This window comes from Cellulomonas sp. NPDC058312, from assembly GCF_042880135.1.
Classification (GTDB): Bacteria; Actinomycetota; Actinomycetes; order Actinomycetales; family Cellulomonadaceae; genus Cellulomonas.
The window spans coordinates 442409-463927 of record NZ_JBHVZE010000001.1; the positions used below are offsets into that span (position 1 = coordinate 442409).

The 21519-nt window shown below is 76.4% G+C and carries 22 protein-coding genes and 1 pseudogene; 10 read left to right on the plus strand and 13 right to left on the minus strand.

What is annotated here, in order from left to right:
- Positions 1-97 precede the first annotated feature (97 nt).
- Genes ACFVXN_RS02035 through ACFVXN_RS02050 form a run of 4 tightly spaced genes read left to right on the plus strand, consistent with a single transcriptional unit; the run spans position 98 to position 2433 of the window.
- Positions 98-280: a hypothetical protein gene (locus ACFVXN_RS02035; protein WP_389226467.1), complete on the plus strand. Its 183-nt coding sequence runs from the start codon at positions 98-100 to the stop codon at positions 278-280.
- A complete protein-coding gene (locus tag ACFVXN_RS02040) occupies positions 277-846 on the plus strand; it encodes a hypothetical protein (protein WP_389226470.1) in 570 nt (189 codons plus the stop codon). Before ACFVXN_RS02035 ends, ACFVXN_RS02040 begins: the two co-directional genes overlap by 4 nt.
- Positions 843-1892, plus strand: a complete 1050-nt coding sequence (locus ACFVXN_RS02045) for an NAD-dependent epimerase/dehydratase family protein (RefSeq protein WP_389226473.1) — start codon at positions 843-845, stop codon at positions 1890-1892. The genes ACFVXN_RS02040 and ACFVXN_RS02045 overlap by 4 nt, the downstream gene beginning before the upstream one ends.
- 46 nt (positions 1893-1938) lie before the next feature.
- Positions 1939-2433 carry a DsbA family protein gene (locus ACFVXN_RS02050; RefSeq protein ID WP_389226475.1) on the plus strand — a complete coding sequence of 165 codons (495 nt, stop codon included), beginning with the start codon at positions 1939-1941 and terminating at the stop codon, positions 2431-2433.
- Here the strand turns inward: ACFVXN_RS02050 and ACFVXN_RS02055 are convergent.
- The 3 genes and pseudogenes from ACFVXN_RS02055 to nhaA form a co-directional block, all read right to left on the minus strand.
- Positions 2430-2830, minus strand: a pseudogene (locus ACFVXN_RS02055) (helix-turn-helix domain-containing protein). The gene ACFVXN_RS02050 and the pseudogene ACFVXN_RS02055 overlap by 4 nt on opposite strands.
- Positions 2831-2935: 105 nt before the next feature.
- Complete coding sequence (locus ACFVXN_RS02060; RefSeq protein ID WP_389226478.1) at positions 2936-3625, minus strand: hypothetical protein; 690 nt, start codon at positions 3623-3625, stop codon at positions 2936-2938.
- 40 nt (positions 3626-3665) lie between these two features.
- Positions 3666-5066, minus strand: coding sequence for a Na+/H+ antiporter NhaA (nhaA, locus tag ACFVXN_RS02065; RefSeq protein WP_389226481.1), 1401 nt, complete (start codon positions 5064-5066; stop codon positions 3666-3668).
- Positions 5067-5193: 127 nt separating this feature from the next.
- Between nhaA and ACFVXN_RS02070 the strand changes: the two genes are divergently transcribed.
- Positions 5194-6048, plus strand: a complete 855-nt coding sequence (locus tag ACFVXN_RS02070) for an SDR family NAD(P)-dependent oxidoreductase (protein WP_389226484.1) — start codon at positions 5194-5196, stop codon at positions 6046-6048.
- A gap of 82 nt (positions 6049-6130) precedes the next feature.
- Here ACFVXN_RS02070 and ACFVXN_RS02075 read toward each other — a convergent pair whose 3' ends face one another.
- The 3 genes from ACFVXN_RS02075 to ACFVXN_RS02085 form a co-directional block, all read right to left on the minus strand.
- Complete coding sequence (locus ACFVXN_RS02075) at positions 6131-6577, minus strand: HIT family protein (protein ID WP_389226487.1); 447 nt, start codon at positions 6575-6577, stop codon at positions 6131-6133.
- A gap of 154 nt (positions 6578-6731) precedes the next feature.
- Positions 6732-7301, minus strand: a complete 570-nt coding sequence (locus ACFVXN_RS02080) for a DUF1697 domain-containing protein (RefSeq protein ID WP_389226489.1) — start codon at positions 7299-7301, stop codon at positions 6732-6734.
- A 3-nt stretch (positions 7302-7304) separates the two neighbouring features.
- Positions 7305-7868: an NYN domain-containing protein gene (locus ACFVXN_RS02085; protein WP_389226492.1), complete on the minus strand. Its 564-nt coding sequence runs from the start codon at positions 7866-7868 to the stop codon at positions 7305-7307.
- 119 nt (positions 7869-7987) lie between these two features.
- On the opposite strand from ACFVXN_RS02085, the gene ACFVXN_RS02090 reads away from it, so the two are divergent.
- The 4 genes from ACFVXN_RS02090 (at position 7988) to hemQ (ending at position 11220) form a co-directional block, all read left to right on the plus strand.
- Positions 7988-8512, plus strand: a complete 525-nt coding sequence (locus tag ACFVXN_RS02090; protein WP_389226495.1) for a MarR family winged helix-turn-helix transcriptional regulator — start codon at positions 7988-7990, stop codon at positions 8510-8512.
- 175 nt (positions 8513-8687) lie between these two features.
- Entirely contained in the window at positions 8688-9212 is a 525-nt protein-coding gene (locus ACFVXN_RS02095) for a flavodoxin domain-containing protein (RefSeq protein WP_389226498.1), read from the plus strand.
- An 80-nt stretch (positions 9213-9292) separates the two neighbouring features.
- Positions 9293-10486: a ferrochelatase gene (locus ACFVXN_RS02100; RefSeq protein ID WP_389226501.1), complete on the plus strand. Its 1194-nt coding sequence runs from the start codon at positions 9293-9295 to the stop codon at positions 10484-10486.
- Positions 10483-11220 (plus strand): hydrogen peroxide-dependent heme synthase, encoded by a 738-nt coding sequence (hemQ, locus tag ACFVXN_RS02105; RefSeq protein ID WP_389226504.1) that lies wholly within the window; start codon positions 10483-10485, stop codon positions 11218-11220. Before ACFVXN_RS02100 ends, hemQ begins: the two co-directional genes overlap by 4 nt.
- 28 nt (positions 11221-11248) lie before the next feature.
- On the opposite strand, the gene ACFVXN_RS02110 is transcribed toward hemQ, so the two are convergent.
- The 6 genes from ACFVXN_RS02110 to ACFVXN_RS02135 form a co-directional block, all read right to left on the minus strand.
- Positions 11249-11611 (minus strand): META domain-containing protein, encoded by a 363-nt coding sequence (locus ACFVXN_RS02110; RefSeq protein ID WP_389226507.1) that lies wholly within the window; start codon positions 11609-11611, stop codon positions 11249-11251.
- A 43-nt stretch (positions 11612-11654) separates the two neighbouring features.
- Positions 11655-12695 (minus strand): LLM class flavin-dependent oxidoreductase, encoded by a 1041-nt coding sequence (locus ACFVXN_RS02115; RefSeq protein ID WP_389226510.1) that lies wholly within the window; start codon positions 12693-12695, stop codon positions 11655-11657.
- Positions 12696-12782: 87 nt separating this feature from the next.
- Complete coding sequence (locus ACFVXN_RS02120; RefSeq protein ID WP_389226513.1) at positions 12783-14057, minus strand: Glu/Leu/Phe/Val dehydrogenase; 1275 nt, start codon at positions 14055-14057, stop codon at positions 12783-12785.
- Positions 14058-14165: 108 nt separating this feature from the next.
- Positions 14166-15206, minus strand: coding sequence for a M15 family metallopeptidase (locus ACFVXN_RS02125; protein WP_389226516.1), 1041 nt, complete (start codon positions 15204-15206; stop codon positions 14166-14168).
- Positions 15203-15988 (minus strand): aldo/keto reductase, encoded by a 786-nt coding sequence (locus ACFVXN_RS02130; protein ID WP_389226519.1) that lies wholly within the window; start codon positions 15986-15988, stop codon positions 15203-15205. The genes ACFVXN_RS02125 and ACFVXN_RS02130 overlap by 4 nt, the downstream gene beginning before the upstream one ends.
- A complete protein-coding gene (locus tag ACFVXN_RS02135; protein WP_389226522.1) occupies positions 15985-16821 on the minus strand; it encodes a helix-turn-helix domain-containing protein in 837 nt (278 codons plus the stop codon). Before ACFVXN_RS02135 ends, ACFVXN_RS02130 begins: the two co-directional genes overlap by 4 nt.
- Positions 16822-16932: 111 nt before the next feature.
- Here ACFVXN_RS02135 and ACFVXN_RS02140 point away from each other — a divergent pair, with 111 nt between their 5' ends.
- Entirely contained in the window at positions 16933-20307 is a 3375-nt protein-coding gene (locus tag ACFVXN_RS02140; RefSeq protein ID WP_389226525.1) for a proline dehydrogenase family protein, read from the plus strand.
- A gap of 114 nt (positions 20308-20421) precedes the next feature.
- On the opposite strand, the gene ACFVXN_RS02145 is transcribed toward ACFVXN_RS02140, so the two are convergent.
- Positions 20422-21444 (minus strand): LacI family DNA-binding transcriptional regulator, encoded by a 1023-nt coding sequence (locus ACFVXN_RS02145; RefSeq protein WP_389227830.1) that lies wholly within the window; start codon positions 21442-21444, stop codon positions 20422-20424.
- Positions 21445-21519: the final 75 nt, after the last annotated feature.

The following is a 21519-nucleotide window of genomic DNA, read 5'->3' on the forward strand; positions in this document are numbered from 1 at the left end:
CCCTCGTGCACCATCGCCGCGAGGCGGACGCCAGGGACCTCGGTCCTGGGCTCGCGCTCGGCGTGCGCGCCCGGTCGGCTGGTGCCAGCGTGGGTGGATGAGCACCGACGACAGCACGCAGGGCTACGACCCCACCCAGGACCCGGACACCGACCCGGAGATGCTGAACCCGCGCACGGGCTCGCAGGCCGCCGACGACGGCGACGCAGGTGACCCGGACGCCGACCCCGACAACCTCAACCCGCGCGGCACCGTGCCCGACGGCGGCGGCACGCCGTGACCGGGCCGGTCGACCGGGTCCTGCTGCAGTCCTACCTCGGCGACCACCTCGGTGGCGCCGTGGGGGGCAGCGCGCGGTTCGCCCGGATGGCGGACGCCTACGCGCAGACCCCGCTCGGTCCGGCCCTGGCGCGCATCGCCCGGCAGGTCGCCGACGAGCGGGAGTGGCTGCGCGAGACCGCGCACGCCCTGGGTGTACGACCCAGCGCCGTCAAGCGCCTCGGCATCGCCGTCACCGAGAAGGTCGGCCGGCTCAAGCCCAACGGCAGGCTGACCGACACCTCCCCGCTGTCCGCGGTGCTCGAGCTGGATCTGATGCGCGCCGCGGTGACCGCCAAGCGCGGCCTGTGGGAGACGCTCGAGATCTGGTGCGCCGACCTGGACCTCGACCCCGCCGAGGTCCAGCGCATGCTCGACCAGGCCGACGACCAGATCGCGACGCTGCGACGGCTCGGCACCGTGGCGCGCGAGCAGGCGTTCGTGCGGCACGCGGAGCCCGGCGAGAGCGCCCCCACGGTCGAGCCGGTCGGCACGCTGCGCGACACTCCACCGCTGGAGCACGAGTGAGAGTCGTCGTCGTCGGCGCGAGCGGGAACGTGGGCACGGCGCTGCTGCGTCGGCTGCGCGCGGACCCGACGGTGACGTCGCTGGTCGGCCTGGTCCGGCGGCCCCCGCACGGACCCGTCCCGCCGCCGTACGACACGGCGCAGTGGCACGGCGTCGACATCGGCGCGCCCGGCCCCGACGACCCGGTCGTCGACCGCCTGCGCGGGCTGGTCGCCGGCGCGGACGCCGTGGTGCACCTCGCGTGGGCGATCCAGCCGAGCCACGACCGCGACCTCCAGCGCCGCACGCACGTGGACGGCACCCGGCGGGTCCTCGAGGCGGCCGTGCGTGCGGGTGTCCCGCACCTCGTGGTCGCGTCGTCGGTCGGCGCGTACGCACCGTCGTACTCCGACCAGCCCCGCGACGAGGACTGGGAGGTCGGGGGGATCCGGTCCTCCTGGTACAGCAACGACAAGGTCGCGGTGGAGCGGCTGCTCGACGAGGCCGAGGTGCGCCACCCGGGCCTCGCGGTCGCCCGGCTGCGCCCCGCGCTGGTGTTCCAGCGTGGCGCCGGGTCGCAGATCAAGCGCTACTTCCTCGGCCCGCTGGTGCCCGCGCGGCTGCTGGACGGCCACCTGCCCACCCTGGCGTGGCCGGCCGGGATGCGGCTGCAGACCGTGCACGCCGACGACCTCGCCGACGCCTACCGGGAGGCCGTCGTCCGGCAGGCGCAGGGGCCGTTCAACATCGCCGGGCCGGGTCTGGTCCGCGCGCCGGACGTCGCGGACGTGCTGTCCGCGGGACGCTGGCGCGAGGTCCCGCACGCCCTCGTGCGCGCCGCCCTGGGTGCCGCGTGGCACGCGCGGGTCGCCCCCGTGGGCCCGGGCTGGTTCGACATGGGCGCGTCGGTCCCGGTGCTGGGCACCGGCCGCGCGGAGCGCGAGCTCGGGTTCCGGCCCCGGTACACCGGCGTCCAGGCGCTGCGCGACCTGCTGGACGGTCTGGTGCGCGGGGCCGGCACCGCGAGCCCGCCGATGCGGCCCCGCCGGGAGCGGCCGAGCCGCTGACCCGTGCGCTGGTCGGCCCGGCGCGCGGCGCGGCATGCTGAGCCCCATGCCGACCGACCGCCTCGTCCTGGGCGACCCCGCCGCGCCCGTCACCGTCACCGAGTTCGGCGATCTCGAGTGCCCCTACTGCCGGTCCGCCGCACCGGTGCTGCGGGCGCTGGTCGAGGAGTCCGCCGGCCGGGTGCGGCTCGTGTGGCACCACTTCCCGCTGTTCCAGGTGCACCCGCACGCGCTGATCGCGGCGCTCGCCGCGGAGGCCGCCGCGGAGCAGGGCCGGTTCTGGGAGATGCAGGAGGCCCTGTTCGCCCAGCAGGACCGCCTCGCCGAGCCCGACCTGCGCGCGGTCGGAGCGCGGCTCGGGCTCGACCCGGACCTCGTCGCCGGTCCGGGTGCGCAGCGGTTCGCGGACCTCGTCGAGGCCGACTACCTCGGCGGCCTCGACCTCGGGATCCGAGGCACGCCGACCCTGCTGATCCAGGGGGAGCGGTACCGCGGCCCGGTCGAGCTGTCGGCCCTGCGCGCGGCCGTCGCAGCGGTCTAGGTGTAGTTCCCCGTGAGGTTGTGAACGCGGTCTGAGGGGACGGCGCCGCCGATGCCGGTGTGGGGTCGGTGGTGGTTGTCGTGGTGGAGCCCGGTTGAACCTGCGGTCTCCTTGCGTTCGTCGGTCAGGATCTCGCAGTAGGCCAGCCGGGAGTGGTCGTCGACGGCGTGGTGCAGGTAGGCGTAGCCCGCCCCGCGCTGGCGGTCGCGTCTGCCGAGCTCGCGGCCCAGGACCCGGTGCCCGCAGGCGAGCGACGCGGGCGGGAGGACCGGTCGATCAACGGCTCGCCGGCCCGATACCGCCGGGCCCACTTCGCTGCCGTGGCCGGCGAGCACCGGAACCGCTCGGCGGCCCGTCGCACCGGCCACCCGTCCGACGGGGCTTCAGCGTGGGTCACGAGGACCTCCTGGTATCCGAGGTTGGTGTGGCATCCCCTTCGATACCGGAGGTCCTCGTCATCTGCCTCGCGCCACGCTGATCACAACCTGCCGAGGAACGACACCTAGCCCGGGACGACGCGGAACGTCACCACGTCCAGCGCGGCGTCGGGCGGCAGGGCCGGGTAGTGCCGACGTAGCGACCGGTGCAGCGCCGCGTCGGTGGGGACGGCGGGGTCGAGCAGCCGCGGCTCGACGGACTCGACCACGCCCGGGAGCCGGCGCACGGGGACGTCCCCGTCCTCCTCGAACACGAGCCACGCCGGCCCGGTGACCACCGGGTCGTCGTGGCGCACGGTCGTCGTCTTGCGGCCGGCCGCGACGTCGTCGTAGTACGCGGCGCTGAACCGGACGAGACGCTCGGGCGCGGCGTCCGGCTGGCGGTAGGAGTCGGGGAGCAGCGCCCGGACCGGAACCGTCCGCGGTCCCGCGTCGCCGGGCACGACGACGTGGGCGTCGGGGTGCAGGTCGAGCAGCACCTGCCGGCACCGGCCGCACGGTGGCAGGACGTCGCGGCCCCCGTCGCCCACGGCCGCGACGAGCATCAGGGGGCCGGCGCCCGCGGCGGCCGCCGCGCCCAGCACGACGAGCTCGGCGCACGGCCCGCCGGTGAAGTGGTGCACGTTCACGCCGGTGTGCACCCGCCCGGTGGTGTCGAGCGCCGCGGCGGCGACGGTGTGCTCGGGGCGACCGGTCAGGACGGCGGCCTGGGCGCGCGCGGCGTCCAGGACGCGCTGCTCGTCGGGATACAGCATCCGACCAGCCTCGCAGGTCGCGGGCCGGGACGGGGCCGGTTCACGACCCCGCGACCCACGGACGCGGCGGCAGCCCCGGCGGCGGGTCCTCGGCGGGCGAGCAGAGCGGCAGCCGGTCGCCGAGGATCCGCAGCAGCACGGTGCCGAGCACCGCGGCGACCAGCGACCCCGCGAGGATGCCGATCTTCGCCTGCTCGCGCAGTGCGCCCTCGAACGCCAGCTCCGCGATGAACAGCGAGATCGTGAAGCCGATGCCCGCGAGCACCGCGCCACCGACCAGGTGGCCCCACCGCACCCGGCCCGGCAGCACGCCCAGCCCGGTGCGGATCGCCAGCGTCGCCGCCCCGGTGATGCCGATCGTGTTGCCGGCCACCAGCGCCACCGCGACGCCGATCGTCACCGGGGACGTCGCCGCGGCGCGCAGGGCCTCGGCGTCGAGGCGCACGCCCGCGTTCGCCAGGCCGAACACCGGCACGATCACGTACGCGGACCACGGGTGCAGCACCCGCTGCAGCCGCTCGCTCGCTGGCACCGCCGCACGTGCGGCCAGCTCGGTCAGCCGCTCGCGCGCCGCGGTGGTGTCCGCGACCAGCCCGTCCGCCCAGCGCGGCACGGCGTCGACCTGGGACTGCGGCATCGCCCGCGACGGCAGCAGCAGGCCGACGAGCACGCCCGCCAGGGTCGCGTGCACGCCCGAGGCGTTCACCGCCAGCCACAGCGCGATGCCGACGAGCGCGTACGGCGTCAGCCGCCAGACACGCAGCCAACGCAGCGCCACCAGCCCGGCGACCAGGACGCCCGCCACCGCCAGGGCCACCAGGTCGACACCGTCGTTGTAGAACACCGCCATCACGGTGATCGCGCCGATGTCGTCGACGATCGCCAGGGTCAGCAGGAACAGCCGGAGCCGGTCCGGGCACGCCGGGCCGAACAGCGCGAGGATGCCGACCAGGAACGCCGTGTCCGTCGACATCACGACGCCCCAGCCGTGCGCGGCCTCGGTGCCGGCGTTGAACGCCAGGTAGATCAGCGCGGGCACGGCGAGCCCGCCGAGCGCCCCGAGCGCCGGCACCGCGATGGTCCGCCGGTCGCGCAGCTCCCCGCTGGTGACCTCCCGGTTGATCTCCAGCCCGACGACGCAGAAGAACACCGCCATCGCCGCGTCGTTCACCCAGTGGTGCAGGTCGAGGTCCAGGCCGAACGGCCCCAGGTGGAACCCCGCGGACGTCGACCAGAGCGTGTCGTAGGAGCCGGCCAGCGGCGAGTTCGCCCACGCCAGCGCCAGCACGGTCGCCGCGAGCAGGAAGATCGCGCTGCCGGCCTCCGTCGCGAGGAAGTCCCGCACGGACGGGCTGACCGAGGGCAGCCGCACCCGCAGCGGCGGGCCGGGGAGCGTCCGCCCGGCGTCGGTGCTGGGCGGTCCGGCGGCGTCCGTGGCCACGGCGGCTCCTTGGGGTGACGGCTGAGGGGGGCGGCGGGACACCGTGGCCCCGTCGCCGGTCAACGTCCCTGCGTGCGCCAGTATGCCGACCGGGCGCCGCCCGCGTCAGGTGCGCGACGATGGGGACATGACGACGCGCACGACGCCCACGCCGCACCCCGCCCCCCGCACCGCCCTCGTCACCGGCGCCGGTCGCGGCATCGGCCGGGGGATCGCCCTCGGCCTGGTCCGCGCGGGCTGGGACGTCGCGCTGGTCGGCCGCACGCGGGCGCACCTCGACGCGGTCGCCGCCGAGGCGCGGGCGGTCCTGGACGCCGCGGGGCGGGGCAGCGCACGGGTGCTCGTCGCGCAGGCCGACGTCGTGGACGCCGAGGCGGTCGCGGCCGCCGTGGCCCGGGTCGAGACGGAGCTCGGCGGGATCGGGCTGGTCGTGAACAACGCCGGCGTCATCGAGCAGCGCGAGACGGACCTCGCGGCCGACGACGTCGAGGACGTGTGGCGGGTCATCGAGGTCAACGTGCGCGGGCCGCTGCTGGTCACGCACGCGGTGCTCCCCGGGATGCTCGCGCGCGGGTCCGGGCACGTGGTGAACATCAACTCCGGCTCCGGGCACCGGCCCTCGCCCGTCTACACCGGCTACGGGATCAGCAAGGGCGCGCTCGCGCGGCTCACCACGATGCTCGACCGGCAGTACGCCGACCGCGGGGTGCGGGTGCTCGACGTCGCTCCGGGCGTCGTCGTCACGGACATGACCCAGGCGATGCCGCTGCACGACGAGCGCAGCGAGTGGACGCCCGTCGAGGCGACCGTCGAGCTGGTCGACGCGTTCGGGTCCGGACGGCTGGACGCGCTGTCGGGACGGTTCGTGCGCGCCGGCACCGACACGCCGGAGACGCTCGCGGCGGTCGCCGACCGGATCCTGGCGGCCGACGCGCGCACACTGCGCCTCGCGGCGTACGGCGACGACGACCCGGTGGCCTGACACCGGACCCCCAGTGGCGTGACGCCGGACCCCCGGCCCCCGGCGTCAGCACGCCGGGGGCCGGCGCCCGCACGCCGGCAGGTCAGAGGGCCGGGGACCCCAGCGCCGCGGGGACGTGCGCCCCGTGACCGGCGGCGCGCAGGGCGGTGCGGAGGCGCTCGGCGGCCGCGTCGAGCTGCTCGGCGGGCACGTCGTGCCGGGCGTTCGCGAAGCTCAGCTCGCCCTCGCCCCACACCGGCAGCACGTGCAGGTGCAGGTGCGGCACCTCGAACCCGGCGACGACCAGCGCGGCCCGGGGGGCGTCCCACGCGGTCTCCTGCGCACGGCCGATCGCCTTGGCGACCCCCGTGAGGTGGGCGAGCAGGTCGTCGTCGGCGTCGGTGAACCGGGGCACCTCGGCCCGCGGGACCACCAGCACGTGGCCGTCGGTGATCGGCGCGATGGTCCCGAAGGCCACCGCGTGCTCGTCGGCCCACACGAACCGGCCGGGGATCTCGCCGTCGATGATGCGGCTGAACAGCGTCGTCATGCCGCCCACGCTACCCACCCCGCTCCGCGCGCTGCCCACCCCGCTCCGCGCGCCGACGAGAGGTCACGACACGCGGGCGCACCCGTGGCACGACCCGCGTGTCGTGACCTCTCGCGCGGGCGCAGGGGTCGGGCGCAGGGGTCGGGCGCAGGGGTCAGGGCGCGAGGCGGGTGTGCAGGGCCTGGACCGTGCGCCAGCTGCGGCCCGTGCCGGTGCGGCCGGCGAGGCGGTCGAGGACGGCGGCGGTGACCTTCGACCGGCCGATGCCGTCGGGGTAGTGCACGTAGCCCTCCCGGCCGCGGACGGTGCCGCGCTCGCGCCCGTACCGGCCGAGCTCGAGCGGCCCGGGCGGCACGTCGCCGTCCCAGAACACCACGACGAGGTGCGCGGGGTCGGCGGCCGCCTCGTCGGGGTAGGGGTTGCCGGCCACGACGTCGTCGAGCTGCGCGCGGGTCCGCACGGTCAGTGCCAGTGGCCGACCCAGTCGGTCGCCCAGGTCCGCGGTCAGCGCGCCGGCGAGCGCGTCGACGGTCCCCGGCGAGCCCGCGGCGGGGGTCAGCAGCAGGTTGCCGGTGGCGAGGTGCGTCGCGACGTCGGTGTGCCCGAGGGCCGTCGCGGCCGCGCGCAGGTCCGCCATCGGCAGCGTGCCCGTCCCGCCGACGTTGACCGCGCGGAGCAGCACGAGCACGCGCTCGCCCGCGGGGACGGGGACGTCGGCGGCCACGGGCTACAGGTAGCGCAGCGGGTCGAACTCCTCCAGCGGGATGATCCGCAGGCGGGGGAGCGTGACGTTGAACGCCTTCACGTCGGACTCGAGGTCGAACGCCTGGAGCCCGCGCTCGGCCATGCTGGACAGCTGGGTGCTGGTGAACTCGCGGAACGCGAGCAGCCCGACGCGGCGGTCGGTGCCGAGCAGCGCCTCGATCTCCGGGGCGAAGTCGCCGTCGTGCGAGGCCAGCAGCACGTCGCCGTCGCGGGAGGCCAGCGCCTCGAGCGTGCGCTTGATGCCGATGTCGACGACCTTGCCCTCGCCGGCCAGCGGGATCGGCTGGTACCCGATCGCCAGCAGCGCCTGCACGAACGACATCGGCAGCGAGCCGGAGGTGGCGTTGAGGAAGAACAGGCCCTTGGTCGGCCGGCCCCACTGGCGCTCCGCGAAGTCGAGCACGCGCTCCCAGCGGGGGCGCTGCTCGGGCGTCGGACGCCCGTTGAGGATGGACGACCCGAGGGTCGCGTCGATGTTCTCGCCGTCGACCAGCACGTACGTCGAGCGGACGCCGTCGTTCTGCATGTCGGCCAGCGTAGGCGGTCGGCGGCCCCGCCGGGTGCCGACGGGCGGAACAGCGACGGGGGTGCCCGGGTTGGGGCAGGGTGGATGCGAACGCATGGACCGACCAGACCGGGGACCTGATGGACGAGCAGACCGACGAGCGCCCGGCCGACGAGCGCCCGGCCGACGAGCGCCCCGTCGACGTGCGCGCGGCCGCCGCCGCGTGGGAGGAGCTCTTCCGCGCCCAGGTCGCGATCATGCGCCGCCTGCAGCGCGACCCGATCTGGGAGCGGGTCACCCTGCGTGAGTACGACGTGCTGTTCACGCTGTCGACCGCGCCGGGCGGGCTGCGGCTGCGCGACCTCGCGGAGCACAGCCTGCTGAGCCAGCCGAGCCTGAGCCGGATGGTCGATCGGCTCGCGGACGCGGGCTGGGTGCACCGGGGTCCGGCCGCGGGCGACGGGCGCGGTGTCGTCGTGACGCTGACCGACGCCGGGGCGGCCCTGCAGCGCGAGGTCGGACGCCGGCACGTGCAGGCGATCGCCCACTACGTCGGTGGGGCGCTGGACGACGCGCGGCTGGCCGAGCTGACCGCGCTCACCGGCGCGCTGCGCACCGCCCAGCGCGGCATCCCCGACCTGGTCCGGCCGCCCGCGGGAGCCTGAGGGCCGGGCACGGGAGCGGGGCATGACCCCGGTCACACCCGCCGCGCGGACGGCCCCGCAGGGACCTCCGGCCCACGCGCCCGGGCGCGGCGCGACGGACGATGGTGCAGGCGGGACGGGCACGTGCTCCGGTCCGTGACCACCACCGACCGAGCAGCCGCAGGAGGGCAGAGGGATGCAGATCCTGGTGACGGTGGCCTCGCGCCACGGGGCCACCGCGGAGATCGGCACCGCCGTGGCGGACGTGCTCCGCGCCGACGGCCACGTCGTGGACGAGGTCGCGCCGCAGGACGTGACCGACGTCGAGCGGTACGACGCCGTGGTCCTCGGGTCCGCCGTGTACACCGCGCACTGGCTGTCGCCGGCGCGCGACCTCGCGGCCCGGCTCGCCCCGCAGCTGCGCGACCGCGCGGTCTGGGTGTTCTCCTCCGGTCTCGCCACGCAGCCCGCGGCGTCCGCGAACAGCCCGCACGAGCTCCGCGCCCTGATCCAGGACGTCGGCGCGCTCGGGCACCGGGCGTTCGCCGGCCGGCTGCGGCGCGCGGACCTGGCGTTCGCCGAGCGCGCGATCATCGCCGGCGCACGCGCCAAGGAGGGCGACCACCGCGACTTCGAGGCCGTCGAGGCGTGGGCCCGGCAGATCGCCGCCGAGCTGCGCACCCGCGAGGGCGCCGTCGCGGGGGCCGTGGCCGGGTTCTGACACCGCGTCGCGACAAGATCACGCCCCGGGTCGACCGGGCTCGACAGGGCCGTCCCGGCGGTCGGTGGGATGATGGCGCGGTGACTTCCCCCACCCTGACGTCGTCGTCGCTCGCACCGTACGACGCCGTGCTCCTGCTCTCGTTCGGCGGACCGGAGAAGCCCGAGGACGTGCTGCCCTTCATGCGCAACGTCACGCGCGGCAAGGGCATCCCCGAGGAGCGCCTGGTCGAGGTCAGCCAGCACTACGCGCTGTTCGGCGGGCGCAGCCCGATCAACGACCAGAACCGCGCGCTGCTGGCCGCCCTGCGGGCCGAGCTGGACGCGCGCGGCGTCGAGACCCCGCTCGTCTGGGGCAACCGGAACTGGGAGCCGTTCACCGACGGCGCCCTGGCCGGCCTCCGGGACGCGGGCGCCCACCGGGTGCTCGCGCTCGTGACCAGCGCGTACGGCTCCTACTCGGGGTGCCGCCAGTACCGCGAGCACGTCGCCGCGGCGCTGGAGGAGGTCCCCGGCACGCAGGACGTGCGCGTCGACAAGCTGCGGCACTACTTCAACCACCCCGGGTTCGTCCGCGCGAACGCCGACGCGGTGGTCGAGGCGTTCGGCACGCTGAGCGAGCGCACCGGCCGCCCGGTCGCCGAGCTGCTGGCCGACGCCCCGCTGCTGTTCGTCACGCACTCCATCCCGCTCGCGATGCAGGACGGCTCCGCCGCGGCCCGCCCCGGGTACGTCGCGCAGCACGAGGACGCCTGCCGGCAGGTCGCCGACCTGGTCGCCGCCGAGCTGGGCGCGGCGCCGTCGTGGAGCCTGGCGTTCTGCTCCCGGTCCGGCCCGCCGTCGCAGCCGTGGCTCGAGCCCGACGTCAACGACGTGCTCACCGAGCGGGCCGCGGCGGGCACCACCGCTTTCGTGATGTCGCCGATCGGGTTCGTCTCCGACCACATGGAGGTCGCCTACGACCTCGACACCGAGGCGATGGCCACCGCCGAGGGGCTGGGCGTCACCGCGGTGCGCGCCGGGTCGGCCTCGACCCGGGCGCCGTTCGTCGCCGGCCTGGTCGACCTGCTGCTCGAGCGGGCCGCCGCCGAGCGCGGCGAGGACCCCGAGCGCGTCACCGTCGGCGACCTCGGCCCGTGGCCCGACGTCTGCGCCGTGGGGTGCTGCTTCCAGCGCGCCGGCGTCGAGACCGGGCTCCCCGCGATCTCCGGGGCGGGCGACGTCCCGCCCCACGCCGGAAGCACCGACAGCCCCGAAGGAGCACCCGCACGATGACCAGCACCACCGAGCACGCCGGAGGCCACGGCCCCGAGGTCGCCGACGAGATCAACGCCTCGATCCGCTACGCGATGTACGCGGTCTTCGAGACGTCCTCCGGTCTGCCCGCCGACGCCGCCGAGCGCCGCCGGGTCGTCGACGCCGCGCTGGCCGCGCTCACCGGGCCCGACGCTCCCGAGGGCCTGGTCGTGCGCGGCTGGTACGACGTCGCGGGCCTGCGGGCCGACGCGGACCTCATGGTCTGGTGGTGGGCGCCGACCGTCGAGGCCGTCCAGGAGGCGTTCCACCGGCTGCGCGCCAGCGAGCTCGGCGAGCACCTGCTGCCCGTCTGGTCGGTCGTGGCGATGCACCGCCCGGCGGAGTTCAACCGCGGCCACGTCCCGGCGTTCCTCGCGGGGGAGTCGGCGGGGGCGTACCTGTGCGTGTACCCGTTCGTGCGGTCCTACGAGTGGTACCTGCTCAGCGACGAGGAGCGGCGCGAGCTCCTGCGCGAGCACGGCCACGCCGCCCGCGACTACGCCGACGTCCGGGCCAACACCCTGTCGTCGTTCGCGCTCGGCGACTACGAGTGGATCCTCGGGTTCGAGGCCGACGAGCTGCACCGGATCGTGGACCTCATGCGTGACCTGCGGGCCACCGGCGCGCGCCGGCACGTCCGCGAGGAGGTGCCGTTCTACACCGGCCCGCGCGTCGAGCTGGCCGAGTGGGCGGAGCGGCAGCCGCGGGGTTGAGCGGCGCACCGGGGTCGACCTGCGCAGGTCAGACCTCGGACTCCTCCGGCGGGGCGGGCAGCAGGCGGCTGACCCGCCCCTGCCCGTCGGTGAGCAGCAGCGCGCCGTCGGCGACCTCGGCCCGCAGCGGCCCGGCCAGCAGGTCCAGCACCACGCGCTCGCGCGCGGTGTGCTCGGGCGTGCCGGCCATCAGCGTCGTCACCACCGGCCCGAACCTCAGCAGCCCGTCCTCGACCGCCCAGGTCCCGCGCAGGCGGTTCACCCCGCCGGTGCCGTAGACCTGGCCGTCGCCGGAGAACGTCAGCGACGGGTGCGCGCGCTCGGGCCCGTCGGCGAGCGCCACCCCCGCGAGCTCGGTGAACCGCCACGTGTGCCCGACGACCTCGTCCATGCCGCCGATCCTGGCACCCCGCCCCCTGTGGCGCACCTGCCCGTCACCAGGCGGTGGCGAGGGCCTCCAGGGTGGCGACGCGGTCCGCGACGTCGTGGGTCGTGGACGTGACCAGCAGCTCGTCGGCGCCGGTGCGGCGGACCAGCTCGCGCAGGGCCTCGACGGCGGGGTCGACGGTGGTCGCGACCTGGGTGCCGGGGGACCGGGCGAAGAAGTCCCGCGCCTGGTCGGGGTCCAGCGACGCGAGCAGGTGCTCGGCGTCCTCGGGGGTCTCGATCGGCGCGAGGGCACCGCCGGTACGCAGCCGGACGGCCATCACCTTGCTCGGGCCGGCGAGCCACGCGGCGCGCTCGTCGGACTCGGCGACGATCACGGACGCGGACACCATCAGGTGCGGGGCGTCGAGCACCGCGGACGGCCGGAACGACGCCCGGTACACCTCCGCTGCCTGCGTGGTGATGCCGGTGCCGAAGTGGTGCGCGTAGGAGAACGGCAGCCCGAGCTCGCCGGCCAGCTGGGCGCTGAACGTGCTGGACCCGAGCAGCCACACCTGCGGCGTGCCGGTGGGTGCCGGGGTCGCGGCGAGGCGGCTCGCGGTGGCGCTCGGCGCCTTCCCGGCGGGCAGCTGGCCCAGCAGGTGCAGGACGTCGAGCAGCTCGGCGGGGAAGTCCTCAGCGCCCAGGCCCTCGACGGTGCGGCGCAGCGCGGCGGCGGTGGCGGGGTCCGCGCCGGGCGCGCGGCCGATGCCGAGGTCGACCCGGCCGGGGTGCAGGGCCTCGAGCATCGCGAACTGCTCGGCGATCACCAGCGGCGGGTGGTTGGGCAGCATGACGCCACCGGAGCCGACCCGGATCCGCTCGGTCGACGCGGCGAGGTGCGCGAGCAGCACGCCCGGGGACGTCGACGCGACCGCCGGCATCGAGTGGTGCTCCGCGACCCAGAACCGGCGGTAGCCCAGCGCGTCGGCGCGCTGCGCGAGGACGGTCGAGTCGGCGAGGGCCTGCGCGCTGGTGCGCCCCGTCCCGACCGGGGACAGGTCGAGGACGGACAGGGGGACGGCGGTGGTCTGGGGGTCGGTGCTCACACCAGGGCCAACGCGGCGGGCCGGGAGGTGCTTCCCGGCTCCGCCGCGTCGCGGGTCACACGCCGGGCCGTCGCCCCGGGCCGGTGGTCACGGGTACAGGCCGCGCAGCTGGTGCGCCTCGGCGACCCGGCGGACCCCGATGACGAGCGCCGCGTCCCGCAGGGTGATCCCGTCGGCGCGGGCCCGCTGGGCGACCGCGGCGTACGCGGACCGCATCCGGTGCTCGAGGCGGTCCTCGATCTCCCGCTCGGTCCACCAGTAGGCCTGGTTGGCCTGCACCCACTCGAAGTACGACACGACCACGCCGCCGGCGTTCGCGAGGATGTCCGGCACCACGGTGATGCCGCGCTCGGCGAGCACCCGGTCGCCGGCGCTGGTGGTGGGGCCGTTCGCGCCCTCGACGACCCAGCGGGCCTTGACGGTGCGGGCGGTGTCCTCGTCGAGCACGTCCTCGACGGCGGCGGGGATCAGGACGTCGACGTCGAGCGCCAGCAGGGCGTCGTTGTCGATCGGGTCGGCGCCGGCGAAGTCCACGACGGACCCGGTCTCGGCGACGTGCGCGAGCAGCGCGGCGACGTCGAGCCCGCCGGGTGCGTGCACGCCGCCGTACTGGTCGCTGACCGCGACGACCCGGGCCCCGCCCTCGGCGAGGAACCGTGCGGCGTGCGAGCCCACCTTGCCGAACCCCTGGACGGCGGCGGTCACCTCGGCGAGCTCGGTGCCGGCGTCGGCGAGCGCGGCGGCCGTGGCGTGCACGACGCCGCGGGAGGTCGCGGTGGCCCGGCCGAGCGAGCCGCCGACGGCGAGCGGCTTGCCGGTGACGACGGCGGGGATGGTGTACCCGGAGTTCACCGAGTACGTGTCCATCACCCAGCTCATCGTCTGCTCGGTGGTGCCGACGTCGGGCGCCATGATGTCCCGCTCCGGGCCGATGATCGGCATCACCTCGGAGGTGTACCGCCGGGTGACCCGCTCGAGCTCCGCGGGGGAGTAGCCCCGTGGGTCGATCGCCACGCCGCCCTTCGCGCCGCCGTAGGGCAGCTCGACCACGGCGCACTTCCACGTCATCCACATCGCCAGGGCGCGCACCTCGTCGATGTCCACGCCCGGCGCGTACCGCAGGCCGCCCTTGCCGGGCCCGCGGGAGATGTTGTGCTGCACCCGGTAGCCGGCGTGCAGCTCGACCCGGCCGTCGTCACGGCGCAGCGGGACCGCGACGTGCAGCTCCCGGCGCGGGGTGGCGAGCATCTGGTGCAGGCCCTCGTCGTAGCCGAGCAGCTCGACGGCGGACGACAGCTGGGCGAGGGCGGTGGTCAGGGGGCCGGTGGGGGTCCCGGTGGGGTCCGGCTCGTGCGCGGTCATGCAGGCGCCTCCTGGGCATCTGGTCCGCCGGCCCGGGCGCGGCCTCGTCGCCGCCCCCACGGGTGAGCCGCCGGGTCGGGGCCACTGTGCCACACCGGCACCGGCCGCTCAGGACGTGCGGCCGGGCCCGTACTCGAAGTGCCAGTACTCCGCGTACGGCTGGCCCTGCCGGACCCGCGCGGGGGCGTACCAGCCGTAGGTCGGGCCGTTCGCGACCAGCCAGTCGTACCGGGCGGTGCCGAACCCGTAGGTGCCGGGCCACTCCTGGACGTCGAGCGCGGTACCGAGGCCGTGCGACGACGTGCCCGGCGCGGCGGCGAGCCCTCCGAACGCGGCCTTCATCGCGACCTGGTCGTCGTAGGACCGGTAGGTCAGGTCGAGGTCGAGCGGCGCGCCGAACGCGGCGGTGAACGCGTCGTTCAGCGCGGTGAGCGCGTCGGCGGCGTCGCACCGCAGGTACTGGGCGAACCCGAGCTGGTCGGTGCCCCACGGGATCTGGCACATCGCCGACATCGGCAGGTGGCCGTTCGAGCCGTCGCCGCCGGCGGTGGGCACGGACGTCACCCACAGGACGTTCCCCGCGGCGTCGACGGGGCGGCCGTCGCGGTAGCCGGCGATGCCGGGGGCGCCGGCGGTCCCGGAGGAGCCGGGCTTCGCCGCGGCGTCGCGGGCGGCCTGGGCCTGCGCGGCGGCCTCCGCGGCGGCCTGCTCCTCGGCGACGCGTGCGGCCTCGGCCTCGGCGGCGGCCTGCGCGGCGGCGGCCTCGGCGGCAGCCTGCTCGCGTGCCGCCCGGGCGGTGTCGGACGAGCGCAGCGACGCGTCCAGGAGCGCGGCGCGCCCGCGGTCGGTCAGGAACGCGTCCTCCTGCGCGGCCAGCTCGGCCTGCAGCCCGAGGGCCACGGCGGTGCGCTCGGCCTCGGCGGCCCGCTCCCGACCCGCGTGCAGCTGGACGCCGGCGACCGCCACGGCGGCGACGAGCAGGGTGCTCGTCGCCGACGCGACCACGACGCGGGCGCGCCCGGCCCCGCGGCCCTCGCCGCCCTGCCGCCGCCCGCCCTGCCGCCGCCCGCCTTGCTGCCGCCCGCGCTCCGCCACCCGCCGGGCGCGACGGCCCGGCGGGGCGGCGGGTGCGGGTGCCGGGTCGGTCACGCGCCGCCCAGGCCGTCGATCCGCGCGACCTCGTCGGCGGTCAGCGTCAGGTCCAGCGCGGCGAGATTGTGCTCGATCCGCTCGCGGCTGGTCGACTTCGGGATGACGACGACCTCGTGCGCGAGGTGCCACGCCAGGACGACCTGGCGGGTGCTGGCGTCGTGCGCGGCGGCGACCTCGGTGAGCACCGGGTGGTCGAGGTCGGTGCGCTTGAACGCGCTGTACCCCTCGATCCGGACGCCGCGGGCCTCGTGCTCGGCGACCAGCGCGGCGTCCCAGTCGGTCGGGCTCCACGGGATCTGGTTCACGGCGGGGGCCTCGCCGGTCGCGGCGATCAGCTCGTCGATCTGCGCCACCGAGTAGTTCGAGACGCCGATCGACCGGACCAGGCCCTCGTCACGGGCGGCGATCAACTGCTCCCACGTCGCGGGCGTCGCCTGCTTGTGCGGCGGCCAGTGGATCAGCCACAGGTCCAGGTGGTCGGTGCCGAGGTGCGCGAGCGACTCCATCAGCGTCTGGCGCTCGCGGCCCGCGTGGTCCGGCGGGAGCTTGGTGGTGACGAACACGGCGTCCCGGTCGATGCCGACGGCGGCGAGCGCGCGGCCGACCTCGGCCTCGTTGCCGTACCCGGTGGCGGTGTCGACGTGCGTGTAGCCGAGCTCGAGGGCGGCGATGACGGCGCGTTCGGCGTCGGTGCCCTCGGACTGCCAGGTGCCGAGGCCGAGCAGCGGCATCGCGCCGCCGGGGAGCTGGACGGTGGGGGTCGGACGGTCAGCTGTCATGGCTCCATCGTGTCCCAGGCCGCCGGACGCGGCCACGGCAGCGGGTCGGCCGCGGGCGCCACGGGGGTCGGGGCGGTGCGCGCGGCGCGGCGGAACTGGGCCGGGGTCTCGCCGGTCAGCCGCCCGAACGTCCGCGTGAACGACGCCTGGTCGTAGAACCCGGCGGCGGCCGCGACCTCGGCCAGCGGCAGGTCCCCGCCCCCGAGCAGCGCCGCGGCGTGGTCGACCCGCGCCCGCAGCACGTACTGCTGGGGCGACAGCGCGTACACCCGGCGCACCCGGCGGTCGAGCGTGGACGTCGAGCAGCCCGCGGCCGCGGCGAGCTCCGCGACCGTCGGCGGCGTCGCGAGCCTGGCCTGCACGAACGCCGCGACGCGGGACAGCGCGGCCACGGTCGCGGGGTCGGCGTCGCCCGCGCGCAGGGCCTGGGAGATGCTCACCAGCCCGACCACGGCGCCCGCGTCGTCCCGGACCGGGACCTTGGACGACAGGTACCACCCGGGCGGACCGCCGGGCCGGCGGATCAGCTCGAGCTCCCGGTGCATCGAGCGCCCGTCCGCGAGCACGTCCCGGTCCTGGGCGTCGTACCGCTCCGCGAGGTGCGGCTCGAACAGCTCGCTCGCGGTGCGCCCGACCACCGCCCGCCGCGACCGCTCGGGGGTGCGGCGCACGAACGCCTCGTTGACGACGACGTACCGGCCGGTGACGTCCTTGGCGCAGAACATCGTGCCGGTCAGGTCGTCGCACAGGCGCAGCAGCGCCGGGGTGAGGGCGCGCAGCAGCGCGCCGGCCTCCGGGGAGGCGGCGGTCGTGAGCGGTGGACGGCGTGCCATGTCGCAGGCAGCGTAGGCGGTGCGGATGACGCGCACGTGTCACGGATCCGGGGCCGTGGCCCGCGTGATCGGTGCAAGACGCGCCCCGGCCCGCCAGGGAAGGATCCCGCCATGACGACGACCGACCCCGCGGCCCCCGCCGCGCGCCCCGGCAGCCCCGCGCCGGACTCCGTGCCCGCCGCTGCCGACGCCGAGCTCACCGCCGCCGCCGTGCACCTGGCCCGCCGCTGGATGTCGGCCACCGCCGCCGACGAGACCCCGGCCGAGCGCCGCGCCACGGGCCGGCTCGCCGCGCTGGTCGCCGACCCGGCGGGCCTCGAACTCGCGGTGCGGTTCGTCGACCGGGTGGCCCGCCCGCAGGACGTGCGGGTCGCCGCCGCGGAGCTCGCGGACCTGGGCGACCGGGCCGCGGACGCCGCCGGGTTCCTCGGCGCCGTCGACCGCGTGCTGCTGGGGGTGGGCGCCCGCGTCGCCCCGGTGCTGCCCGCGGCGGTCGTCCCCGCGGCCCGGATCCGGCTGCGTCAGCTCGTCGGCCACCTCGTCGCGGACGCCGGCCCCGGGCTGGCGGGCCACATCGCCCGCGCGCGCCGCGACGGGTTCCGGCTCAACCTCAACCTGCTGGGCGAGGCCGTGCTCGGGGAGGACGAGGCGAACCGGCGGTTGCAGCGCGTCGCCGAGCTGGTCGCGCGCCCCGACGTGGACTACGTGTCGGTCAAGGTGTCCGCGGTCGCCAGCCAGCTGTCCACCTGGGACACCGAGGGCAGCGTCCGGCGCGTCGTGCAGCGGCTGCGCCCCCTGTACCGGGCAGCGGCGGAGTCCGGCACGTTCGTCAACCTCGACATGGAGGAGTACCGCGACCTCGCGCTGACCGTCCGGGTGTTCGACGAGCTCGTCTCCGACCCTGCCGTCCGGCACCACGAGCTCGGCATCGTGCTCCAGGCGTACCTGCCCGACACCTCCGCCGCGCTCGAGGAGATCACCGCGATCGCCCGCCGCCGGGTCGCGGCCGGCGGTGCCCGGCTCAAGGTCCGCCTGGTCAAGGGCGCGAACCTCGCGATGGAGCAGGTCGAGGCCGAGCTGCACGACTGGGAGCAGGCGCCGTACGCCGACAAGCCCGAGGTCGACGCGCACTACGTCCGGCTCGTGCGCCGGGCCCTCGACCCCGACCGCACCGGCGCCCTGCGGGTCGGCGTCGCCAGCCACAACCTGTTCCACGTCGCGTACGCGCACCTGCTCGCGGAGGCGCGCGGCGTGACCGAGGCGCTCGACGTCGAGATGCTGCAGGGCATGGCGCCGGCGCAGGCCCGCGCCGTGCAGCGCGAGGTCGGCCAGGTGCTCCTGTACACGCCGGTCGTCGCGAAGCAGGACTTCGACGTCGCGATCTCCTACCTGGTGCGCCGGCTGGAGGAGAACTCCGCCCACCAGAACTTCCTGCACGCGCTGTTCGCCGAGGGCGAGGTGCCCGACCCCGACCGCGGGATCGGCGGGCAGGAGCGCGCGTTCCTCGCCTCGGTGCACGACGCCGAGGCCGTGCCCACCGAGCGTCGCCGGCTGCCGCGGGCCGAGTCCGTGCACGAGGTGCTGCCCGGCGCGTTCCGCAACGCCGCCGACACCGACCCGGCCGTCGCCGAGTCCCGGGCCTGGGCCGCGGGGCTCGTGGCGCACGACGTCGAGCCGCCCGCCGGGGCCGTCGAGGTCGCCACCACCGCCGAGGTCGACGCCGTCGTGGCCCGCGCCGCCGCCGCCGCGCCCGTGTGGTCCGCCCGGACCCCCGCCGAGCGCGCCGAGGTGCTGCGCCGCGCCGCCGACGCGCTCGAGGCCGCCCGCGGCGACCTGGTCGCGACGATGGTGCACGAGGGCGGCAAGACCGTCGCCGAGGCCGACCCCGAGGTCAGCGAGGCCGTGGACTTCGCCCGGTACTACGCCGACCGCGCCGAGGACCTCGCGGACGGCCGCGTCGCCGGCGCACGGTTCACGCCGCACGGCGTCACCGTCGTCACCCCGCCGTGGAACTTCCCGGTCGCGATCCCGGTCGGCTCGACGCTCGCGGCGCTCGCGGCCGGGTCCCCGGTGCTGGTCAAGCCCGCGCCCCAGACCCCGCGGTGCGTCCGGGTGGCGATGGCCGCCGTGCAGGGCGCGCTCGACGCGGCCGGCGTCACCGAGCCGGCGCTCCAGGTCGTGCTGTCGCCCGAGGGCGAGGTCGGCCGGCGCCTCGTGACGCACCCCGACGTCGCGCGGGTGCTGCTGACCGGCTCGTTGGAGACCGCGCAGCTGTTCGCCGGCTGGCGGCCCGACCTCGACGTGCTCGCGGAGACGTCGGGCAAGAACGCGCTGGTCATCACCCCGTCCGCCGACGTCGACCTCGCCGTCGCGGACCTCGTGCGGTCGGCGTTCGGGCACGCGGGGCAGAAGTGCTCGGCGGCGTCGCTGGCGATCCTCGTCGGCTCGGCCGGGACGTCCGACCGGCTGCGCCGGCAGCTCGCGGACGCGGTCACCTCGCTGCGGGTCGGCTGGTCGGACGACCTCGGCACCGCGATGGGCCCGCTGGTCGAGCCCGCGTCGGGCAGGCTGCTGCGGGCGCTGACCACGCTGGACGAGGGCGAGGGCTGGCTGGTGCGGCCGCGCCGGCTCGACGACGAGGGCCGGCTGTGGACGCCGGGCGTGAAGCACGGCGTGCGCCCCGGGTCGTGGTTCCACCTGACGGAGTGCTTCGGGCCCGTGCTCGGCGTGATCCGGGTCGACACCCTGGACGAGGCGATCGCGGTGCAGAACCAGGTCGCGCTCGGGCTGACCGGCGGCCTGCACTCGCTGGACGAGGCCGAGATCGCGCACTGGCTCGAGCGGGTCGAGGTGGGCAACGCCTACGTCAACCGGCACATCACGGGGGCGGTCGTGCAGCGCCAGCCGTTCGGTGGCTGGAAGGCGTCCGTCGTCGGACCCGGCGCCAAGGCCGGCGGCCCGTCCTACGTCGCGCAGCTCGGCACCTGGGTGGACGCCGACGACGTGGCCGCGCTGGACGACGACGCGTGGCTCGCGTGGGCGCAGCGCGACGACGCCCGGGTGTGGCAGGACGAGCTCGGCGTCGACCGCGACCCCACCGGCCTGGCCGCGGAGGAGAACACGCTGCGGCACCGCCCCGTGCCGCACCTGACCGTGCGGGTCGGCGCCGACGCCCGGGACCGCGACCTGGCGCGCGTGCTCGGCGCCGCCCGGACCGTCGGGGTGCCGGTCACCGTCAGCCGGGCCTCTGACGAGCCGGACGACGCGTTCGCCGCCCGGGTCGTCGCGGGCGAGGTCACCGGGCGGGTCCGCGTGGTCGGCACCGCCCCCGGCCTGCGCGCCGCGGCGGTCCTGCGCACCGGCGAGGTCACCGTCCTGGACGCCCCGGTCGTCGCGAGCGCCCGACGCGAGCTGATGACGGTCGTCCGCGAGCAGGCGGTCAGCCGCACCCGGCACCGCTTCGGCCACATCGACCGCACCCGCTGACCGCACCCGCTGACCGCACCCGCGAGGGCGGATCCGACACCACGAGGGCGTACTCCACGGAGTACGCCCTCGTGGTGTCTCGTGCGCCCTCGCGGGGCGGGGCTGACCGGCGGGTCAGGCGGAGCCGCGGATGACGAGCTCCGGCTCGAAGATGTGCGGGTCGCGGCGCGGCTCGCGGCCCTGGAGCTGGGCGACCAGCTCCTCGCCGGCGGCGCGGGCCATCGCGATGACCGGCTGGGTCACCGTCGTGAGGTTCGGCTTCGTGGTGGTGGCCAGGCCGGAGTTGTCGTAGCCGACGACCGCGACGTCCCCGGGCACGTCCCGACCCAGCTCGGCGAGCACGGGCAGCGCACCCGCGGCCATCAGGTCGGAGGCGATGAACACCGCGTCCAGGTCGGGGTGCCGCTCGAGCAGCTCGCGGACGCCCGCCGCACCGCCGTCGACGGTGAAGTCGCCGTGCACGACGGCGTCGTCGGGCAGACCCGCCTCGGTGAGCGCGGCGCGCCACCCGGCGAGCCGGTCGATGCCCGCGGACATGTCCGCGGGCCCGGTGATCGTGCCGATCCGCCGGCGGCCGAGGCCGATCAGGTGCTCCGTGGCGAGGCGCCCGCCGCGCACGTTGTCGGTGTCGACCACGGCGGCTGTCTCGCCGCCGGCCAGCGGACGGCCGATGAACACGGTCGGCAGCCCCGAGCCCTGCAGGGCGCGGTCGATGGAGTCGTCTCGGTGGTGGGACACGACGATCGCGCCGTCGACGTGCCCGGCGCGCAGGTAGCGGGCGGTCCGCTCGGACTCGCCGGGCCGCGCGATGATGAGCAGCAGCTGCAGGTCGGACTGCGCGAGCGGGGTGGAGACGCCGTTGAGCACGCCCGCGAAGAACGGGTCGGACAGCACGCGCTCGTCGGGCTCGGGCACGACGAGGGCGACGGACTCGGTGCGCCGGGTCACCAGGGACCGCGCGGCACGGTTCGGCGTGTAGCCGAGCTCGGCGACCGCGGCGGCGACGGACTCCATCGCCTCGGGGGACACGCGCAGGCCGCCGTTGATCGCGCGGGACGCGGTGGACCGCGAGACGCCGGCGCGCTCGGCGACCTGCTCGAGGGTGGGCGCGGTCGTCGACGGGACAGTCTGGTCGATCACGGTGGATCGCCCCCTTGCTGGGATGACGGGTGGCCGGGCGGGGGCACGGGCCCACGGCTCGCCGCTGGTGCG

Excerpts from the sequence above, each read along its gene's own strand:
- ACFVXN_RS02035 (WP_389226467.1), top strand. The coding sequence starts at position 98 with ATGAGCACCGACGACAGCACGCAGGGCTACGACCCCACCCAGGACCCG.
- ACFVXN_RS02050 (WP_389226475.1), top strand. The coding sequence starts at position 1,939 with ATGCCGACCGACCGCCTCGTCCTGGGCGACCCCGCCGCGCCCGTCACC.
- ACFVXN_RS02060 (WP_389226478.1), bottom strand. The coding sequence starts at position 3,625 with ATGCTGTATCCCGACGAGCAGCGCGTCCTGGACGCCGCGCGCGCCCAG.
- ACFVXN_RS02070 (WP_389226484.1), top strand. The coding sequence starts at position 5,194 with ATGACGACGCGCACGACGCCCACGCCGCACCCCGCCCCCCGCACCGCC.
- ACFVXN_RS02075 (WP_389226487.1), bottom strand. The coding sequence starts at position 6,577 with ATGACGACGCTGTTCAGCCGCATCATCGACGGCGAGATCCCCGGCCGG.
- ACFVXN_RS02085 (WP_389226492.1), bottom strand. The coding sequence starts at position 7,868 with ATGCAGAACGACGGCGTCCGCTCGACGTACGTGCTGGTCGACGGCGAG.
- ACFVXN_RS02090 (WP_389226495.1), top strand. The coding sequence starts at position 7,988 with ATGGACGAGCAGACCGACGAGCGCCCGGCCGACGAGCGCCCGGCCGAC.
- ACFVXN_RS02095 (WP_389226498.1), top strand. The coding sequence starts at position 8,688 with ATGCAGATCCTGGTGACGGTGGCCTCGCGCCACGGGGCCACCGCGGAG.
- hemQ (WP_389226504.1), top strand. The coding sequence starts at position 10,483 with ATGACCAGCACCACCGAGCACGCCGGAGGCCACGGCCCCGAGGTCGCC.
- ACFVXN_RS02110 (WP_389226507.1), bottom strand. The coding sequence starts at position 11,611 with ATGGACGAGGTCGTCGGGCACACGTGGCGGTTCACCGAGCTCGCGGGG.
- ACFVXN_RS02120 (WP_389226513.1), bottom strand. The coding sequence starts at position 14,057 with ATGACCGCGCACGAGCCGGACCCCACCGGGACCCCCACCGGCCCCCTG.
- ACFVXN_RS02130 (WP_389226519.1), bottom strand. The coding sequence starts at position 15,988 with ATGACAGCTGACCGTCCGACCCCCACCGTCCAGCTCCCCGGCGGCGCG.
- ACFVXN_RS02135 (WP_389226522.1), bottom strand. The coding sequence starts at position 16,821 with ATGGCACGCCGTCCACCGCTCACGACCGCCGCCTCCCCGGAGGCCGGC.
- ACFVXN_RS02140 (WP_389226525.1), top strand. The coding sequence starts at position 16,933 with ATGACGACGACCGACCCCGCGGCCCCCGCCGCGCGCCCCGGCAGCCCC.